The following is a 6,000-nucleotide window of genomic DNA, read 5'->3' as shown; positions in this document are numbered from 1 at the left end:
GGTCGCCGACGCTCCGCGTGGGCTCCCTCCTCCGCCTCGCGATCCACGGCACCGGACCCCGCTCACCGATCCGGCCCGATCCGAAAGAAACTCCCCAGCGGAGCCTCACACCACGGCTCCCCGCCCCGGGTCGTCGTTCTCCTCGTCGTCCCCGCTGGACATCCGCGCCACCAGCGTGGCGAACCCGCCCAGGAAGCCGCCGATGCAGAGCGTCGTCAGCCACCAGGTCATCTCCCAGCGGAAGAGCACCGCGATCAGCATCAGCACCGGCCCGCCGATCACCGCCAGCCAGGCGAACTTCGCCGTCACATCCGCCTCGGGCAGCGGGGGCGGCTCCGGCGGGACGAAGTGGCCCTCGTCGCTCTCGTCCAGGTCGTCGTCCTTGGGCGCGGCGACCTGGTAGTCACGCGGGCCGGCGCCGCCGACCCCGGGGGCGAAGGTGATCGAGCTGCCGAGCGCCGGACGGTCCTCGTCGGACTCCGGCTCCGGCTCCGGGGGCTCGGCTCTCGCTCTCGGGGTCTCGTTGATCTCGACCCCGCCTTCGAGCTTGGCGAGGTCCTCCACGGACTTGAACGGCTTGGCCCCCGGCGGGTCCGCCGGCTCCTCGCCGTACCCCGCGACGATCGCGGCCCAGGCGGCCTCTTCGTCAATGGGCTGCGGCTCACGGTCCGCGTCATGCTGCTCAGCCACCGGCGGTGCTCCCCTTCGTCCCGACACTTGGAGCGAACCGGCCGATGAACGCGTGACTCTCCTCGAAAATCCGCTCCGCATCGAGGTCCAACGTCGCGACGTGGTAGCTGTGTTCCAGGAGGACCTCCCGGACATCCGTGGAGGAGACCCGGCCGAGGATGCGCGCCGAGTCCACCGGCGGCACCACATGGTCGCGCGGACTGTGCAGCAGCAGCATCGGCTGGGTCACCCGGGGCAGCTCGCGGTCGACCACGCGCAGGAAATCCCGCAGGGAGTTCGCCGCGTGCAGCGGCACCCGGTCGTATCCCACCTCGTGGGCGCCCGGCTTGGCGATGTCGTCGGCCACCCCCGCGGTGGAGCGGACGAAGTGCCGCAGCACCGGCAGCGCCGCCGCGGTGATCCCGTGCACCTTGTTGGCCGGGTTCACCACCACGATCCCGCGCACCGCGTCCCCGTGTCTCGCGGCCAGCCGCAGGGTCAGCGCGCCTCCCATGGAGAGCCCGAGGACGAAGACCTGGGAGCACCGCGCGCTCAGCTCCCGCAGCTCCCGGTCCACCTCCGCGTACCAGTCCTGCCAGCCGGTGATCCGCAGGTCCTGCCAGCGGGTGCCGTGCCCGGGGAGCAGCGGCAGCGAGACGGTCAGCCCGCGCTCGGCCAGATAGTCGGCCCAGGGGCGCAGCGACTGAGGAGATCCGGTGAATCCGTGACAGAGAAGGACGCCGACCTCTCCGCCCTCGTGGCGGAACGGCTCGGCTCCGGGAAGGACCGGCACCGGGGTCTCCTGTTCTGTGGCTGGGACGCCCGCGGCGTGGACTGCCGTGTCGGGGGTGTCCGTGGCGGGCGTTTCTGTGGCGGGGTCGCACAGCTCCGAGGGTGTATTCACCGTACGCGACCGGACTGACACCGACCAGATCCACTGGCCCTCCGGCGCGGAGATACCCGGTCACCTCGGGTTAAGGTCTGTTCGACAGCAATAGGAGGCATTCGAGTTGATCTACGGCGCAATGAAGTTCTCCCTGGGAGGCTCGCTCAAGCTTGCCTTCAGGCCCTGGGTGGAGGGTCTGGAGAACGTTCCCGTCGACGGGCCGGCGATCCTCGCGAGCAACCACCTCTCGTTCTCCGACTCCTTCTTCCTCCCCGCGGTGCTCGACCGGAAGGTCACCTTCGTCGCCAAGGCGGAGTACTTCACCTCGCCCGGGGTCAAGGGCAGGCTCACCGCCGCCTTCTTCAAGGGCGTGGGGCAGCTCCCCGTGGACCGCTCGGGCGCGCGCGGCGCGGCCGAGGCGGCGATCAAGGCGGGGATCGAGGTCGTGCGGGGCGGCGGCCTCTTCGGCATCTACCCGGAGGGCACCCGCTCCCCGGACGGCCGCCTCTACCGGGGCAAGCCCGGCGGGCTCGCCCGGGTCGCGCTGGCCACCGGAGCCCCGGTCATCCCGATCGCCATGATCGACACCGAGAAGATCCAGCCCCCCGGCAAGGTCATCCCCAAGCTGATGCGGCCGGGCATCCGGATCGGCAAGCCGCTCGACTTCAGCCGTTACCACGGCATGGAGGAGGACCGGTACATCCTCCGCTCGGTGACCGACGAGGTCATGTACGAGATCATGAAGCTCTCCGGCCAGGAGTACGTGGACATCTACGCCACGGTCGCCAAGCGCCAGCTGGCCGAGGAGGAGAAGGCGGCGAAGGCCGCCGCGAAGGTCGAGAAGGCCGAGGCGGAGAGAGCCGAGGCGGAGAGAGCCGAGGCGGAGAGAGCCGAGGCGGAGAAGGCCGAGGCGGAGAAGGCCGAGGCGCGGGCTGAGCAGGACGCCGGCGCCGAGGACGGCGGAGCGGCGGACGGCACGGAGTCGACGAACCGCCCGGCCGCCTAGCCGAGACGCGTTCGTTCCTGGGGGGAAGACGTGGGGAATCCGGCCAAGCGCGAGCGGGTCGTACGGATGTCGGTGGAGCTGCCGCTGTGGCGCGCCCTGACCGGCTATCGCGTCCTGACCATGGGGTACGCGGTACTGCTCTTCGTCTTCGAACGGGAGAGGTTCGAGCGCCCCTGGGTCGCCGCCGGATTTCTCGCGGTGATGGTCGTATGGACGCTGGCCACCCTGCCCAGGGTGTTCAGCGCCGACCGGTGCACCAAGCGGTTCCTCGGCGCCGATCTGACCGTCGCGCTCACCGGCATTCTCCTCACCCCGCTCGCCGACACCCACGCGCAGCAGGTCGACGGGCCGACGCTGCCGTCGATATGGACCGCCGGCTCCGTGCTCGCGTTCGCGCTCAAGGGCGGCTGGCGCTGGGCGGGCTTCGCCTCCTCCTTTGTCGCCGTCGCCAATATCGTCGAGCGCGGTGAGCCCAGCCGGGACACCTTCCACAATGTGCTGCTGGTCTGGGTCGCCTCCATCGCGATCGGCTATGTGGTCGAGGTCGCCCGCGCCTCCGAGCGCACCCTCGCCCGGGCCCTGGAGATCGAGGCCGCCACCCGGGAGCGGGAGCGGCTCGCCCGCGACATCCACGACAGCGTCCTCCAGGTGCTGGCGATGGTGCAGCGGCGCGGCACCGCGATCGGCGGCGAGGCGGCCGAGCTGGGGCGGATGGCGGGGGAGCAGGAGATCGCCCTGCGCACCCTGGTCTCCAGCGGTCTGGTGCCCGCCACCCGCGTTCCGGGCGACACCCCGGCACGGGCTGTCCCGGCGGACCCCGCCGGGAGCGGGGACGGCGGGGACGGCGACCGCGATCTGAGGTCGCTGCTCGCCCCGTACGCGGGCCCCGCTGTCACCTTCTCGGAGCCCGGCGCTCCGGTCACCCTGCCGTCCGCCGCGGCACGCGAACTGGCCGCCGCTGTCGGTGCCGCCCTGGACAATGTGGGACGGCACGCGGGGGAGGGCGCCCGCGCCTGGATTCTGGTCGAGGACTGGCCGGACGAGGTGATCGTCACGGTCCGGGACGACGGGCCCGGCATCCCCGAGGGCCGGCTCGCCCAGGCGGAGGGCGAGGGGCGGCTCGGGGTCGCGCTCTCGATCCGGGGCCGGCTGCGGGATCTGGGCGGCACCGCCGAGCTGATCTCGGTGCCGGGCCAGGGCACGGAGGTCGAGCTGAAGGTGCCCCGGACACCGGGTGCGGCACACCGGGCGCGGGGATCACAGGAATCAGGGACAGCACAGGTTTGACGGGGGAAGGCGGACGGAAGATGACGGACCGGATGGAGCGGACGGGCCCGGCGGACCGGGAGGGCCGGGAGGGCCGGGAGGGCCGGGCGGGCCGGGCGGACCGGCGGCCGGTGAGGGTGATGGTCGTCGACGACCACCCGATGTGGCGGGACGCGGTCGCCCGCGACCTCGCCGCCGCCGGTTTCGACGTGGTGGCGACGGCGGGCGACGGCCGGCAGGCGGTGCGCCGCGCCCAGGCCGCCGTCCCGGAGGTCCTCGTCCTCGATCTCAACCTCCCCGAGCTGCCCGGAGTGCGGGTCTGCAAGGAACTGGTCGGCTCGCTGCCCGGGCTGAGGGTGCTGGTGCTCTCCGCGAGCGGTGAGCACGCGGATGTGCTGGAGGCGGTGAAGTCGGGTGCCACCGGCTATCTCCTCAAGTCCGCGAGTACGGAGGAACTGGTCGACGCCGTGCGCCGCACCGCGGTCGGGGACGCGGTCTTCACCCCGGGCCTGGCCGGCCTCGTCCTCGGCGAGTACCGCAGACTGGCGTCCGAGCCCGCTCCGTCCCCCGGGGCCGGTGAGCCCAACGCCCCTCGGCTGACCGACCGGGAGACCGAGGTGCTGCGGCTGGTGGCCAAGGGGCTCTCGTACAAACAGATCGCCGAGCGGCTGGTGATCTCCCACCGCACCGTGCAGAACCATGTACAGAACACCCTGGGCAAGCTCCAGCTCCACAACCGCGTGGAATTGGTGCGCTATGCGATTGAGCGCGGACTGGACGACATCGACGCCTGATCACTCCTTCGGGTGTAGAGGGCGTCTCGTGTCGTCCCCCGTTCTGCTGAATTCCCGGCGGCGCCCGGAACCGCTCCAGGACTGGTCCGGGGCGGCTCCGAGGCCGCAAACACCGCGTCCCGGACAGAAATTGACCTTCCCTCCCATCCCGGAGTGACGTGGATCACCATTAGCGTGGCGCTCCACAGGGCTCACTCAGGCGAAGGGAGTATCCATGCGCGTCGGAGTACTGACCGGAGGCGGCGACTGCCCCGGTCTCAACGCTGTCATCCGCGGAGCCGTCCGCAAGGGTGTTCAGGAGTACGGGTACGAGTTCATCGGCTACCGCGACGGATGGCGCGGCCCCCTCGAAGCCGACACGATTCCGCTCGACATTCCGGCTGTACGCGGCATTCTGCCCCGCGGCGGCACCATTCTCGGGTCTTCGCGCACCAACCCCCTCAAGGCGGAGAACGGCATCCGCCGCATCAAGGACAACCTCGCCAAGGCGGAGGTCGACGCGCTGATCGCGATCGGCGGCGAGGACACCCTCGGGGTCGCCGCCCGGCTCCACGACGAGTACGGCGTCAGCTGTGTCGGCGTCCCCAAGACCATCGACAACGACCTGTCCGCCACCGACTACACCTTCGGCTTCGACACCGCCGTCTCGATCGCCACCGAGGCCATCGACCGGCTGCACACCACCGCCGAGTCCCATATGCGGGTCCTGGTCGTGGAGGTGATGGGCCGCCACGCGGGCTGGATCGCCCTCCACTCGGGGCTCGCCGGCGGCGCCAATGTCATCCTCATCCCCGAGCAGCGCTTCGATCTCGACCAGGTCTGCGCCTGGGTGACCTCCCGGTTCCGGGCGACGTACGCGCCGATCGTCGTGGTCGCGGAGGGAGCGATGCCGCAGGACGGCGACGCCGTGCTCAAGGACGGAACCCTCGACTCCTTCGGCCATGTACGGCTCTCCGGCGTGGGCGAGTGGCTGGCGAAGGAGATCGAGCGGCGCACCGGCAAGGAGGCCAGGACCACGGTGCTCGGCCATGTCCAGCGCGGCGGCACCCCGAGTGCCTTCGACCGCTGGCTGGCCACGCGCTTCGGGCTGCACGCCATCGACGCGGTCAGGGACGGCGACTTCGGCAAGATGGTCGCCCTCCAGGGCACGGACATCGTGCGGGTCCCGATCGCCGACGCCACCGCCAGGCTCAAGACGGTGGACCCCCGGCTGTACGCGGAGGCCGGGGTGTTCTTCGGCTGACGGCCACCGCACCGGACCGGCCCTGACCGGACCGGCCCGGACCCGGTGGAGCCGCCCGGACCGGGTCCGGACACCCGTATCCGGACCCCGCCCGGTCGGCCGGGCGCGCCCGCGCCCGCGCCGCGTACGCCCCGGT

The 6,000-nt window shown here is 71.6% G+C and carries 6 protein-coding genes; 4 read left to right on the top strand and 2 right to left on the bottom strand.

The window, feature by feature from the left end:
- Positions 1–105: 105 nt before the first annotated feature.
- A complete protein-coding gene (locus ACWCRA_RS20540; protein WP_351544474.1) occupies positions 106–690 on the bottom strand; it encodes a hypothetical protein in 585 nt (194 codons plus the stop codon).
- Positions 683–1,462, bottom strand: a complete 780-nt coding sequence (locus ACWCRA_RS20535; RefSeq protein WP_351544477.1) for an alpha/beta hydrolase — start codon at positions 1,460–1,462, stop codon at positions 683–685. Before ACWCRA_RS20535 ends, ACWCRA_RS20540 begins: the two co-directional genes overlap by 8 nt.
- A gap of 232 nt (positions 1,463–1,694) precedes the next feature.
- On the opposite strand from ACWCRA_RS20535, the gene ACWCRA_RS20530 reads away from it, so the two are divergent.
- The 4 genes from ACWCRA_RS20530 (at position 1,695) to ACWCRA_RS20515 (ending at position 5,864) form a co-directional block, all read left to right on the top strand.
- Positions 1,695–2,561, top strand: a complete 867-nt coding sequence (locus ACWCRA_RS20530; RefSeq protein WP_451068232.1) for a lysophospholipid acyltransferase family protein — start codon at positions 1,695–1,697, stop codon at positions 2,559–2,561.
- A 66-nt stretch (positions 2,562–2,627) separates the two neighbouring features.
- Positions 2,628–3,848 (top strand): MacS family sensor histidine kinase, encoded by a 1,221-nt coding sequence (gene macS / locus ACWCRA_RS20525; protein ID WP_451068231.1) that lies wholly within the window; start codon positions 2,628–2,630, stop codon positions 3,846–3,848.
- 119 nt (positions 3,849–3,967) lie between these two features.
- Positions 3,968–4,621, top strand: coding sequence for a response regulator (locus tag ACWCRA_RS20520; RefSeq protein WP_451068230.1), 654 nt, complete (start codon positions 3,968–3,970; stop codon positions 4,619–4,621).
- 214 nt (positions 4,622–4,835) lie between these two features.
- Positions 4,836–5,864 carry a 6-phosphofructokinase gene (locus tag ACWCRA_RS20515; protein WP_351544483.1) on the top strand — a complete coding sequence of 343 codons (1,029 nt, stop codon included), beginning with the start codon at positions 4,836–4,838 and terminating at the stop codon, positions 5,862–5,864.
- Positions 5,865–6,000: the final 136 nt, after the last annotated feature.

The organism is Streptomyces sp. NPDC001889 (genome assembly GCF_053594535.1).
This window is presented reverse-complemented; position numbering and strand designations above follow the sequence as displayed.

Excerpts from the sequence above, each read along its gene's own strand:
- ACWCRA_RS20520 (WP_451068230.1), top strand. The coding sequence starts at position 3,968 with ATGGTCGTCGACGACCACCCGATGTGGCGGGACGCGGTCGCCCGCGAC.
- ACWCRA_RS20515 (WP_351544483.1), top strand. The coding sequence starts at position 4,836 with ATGCGCGTCGGAGTACTGACCGGAGGCGGCGACTGCCCCGGTCTCAAC.
- macS (WP_451068231.1), top strand. The coding sequence starts at position 2,628 with ATGTCGGTGGAGCTGCCGCTGTGGCGCGCCCTGACCGGCTATCGCGTC.
- ACWCRA_RS20530 (WP_451068232.1), top strand. The coding sequence starts at position 1,695 with ATGAAGTTCTCCCTGGGAGGCTCGCTCAAGCTTGCCTTCAGGCCCTGG.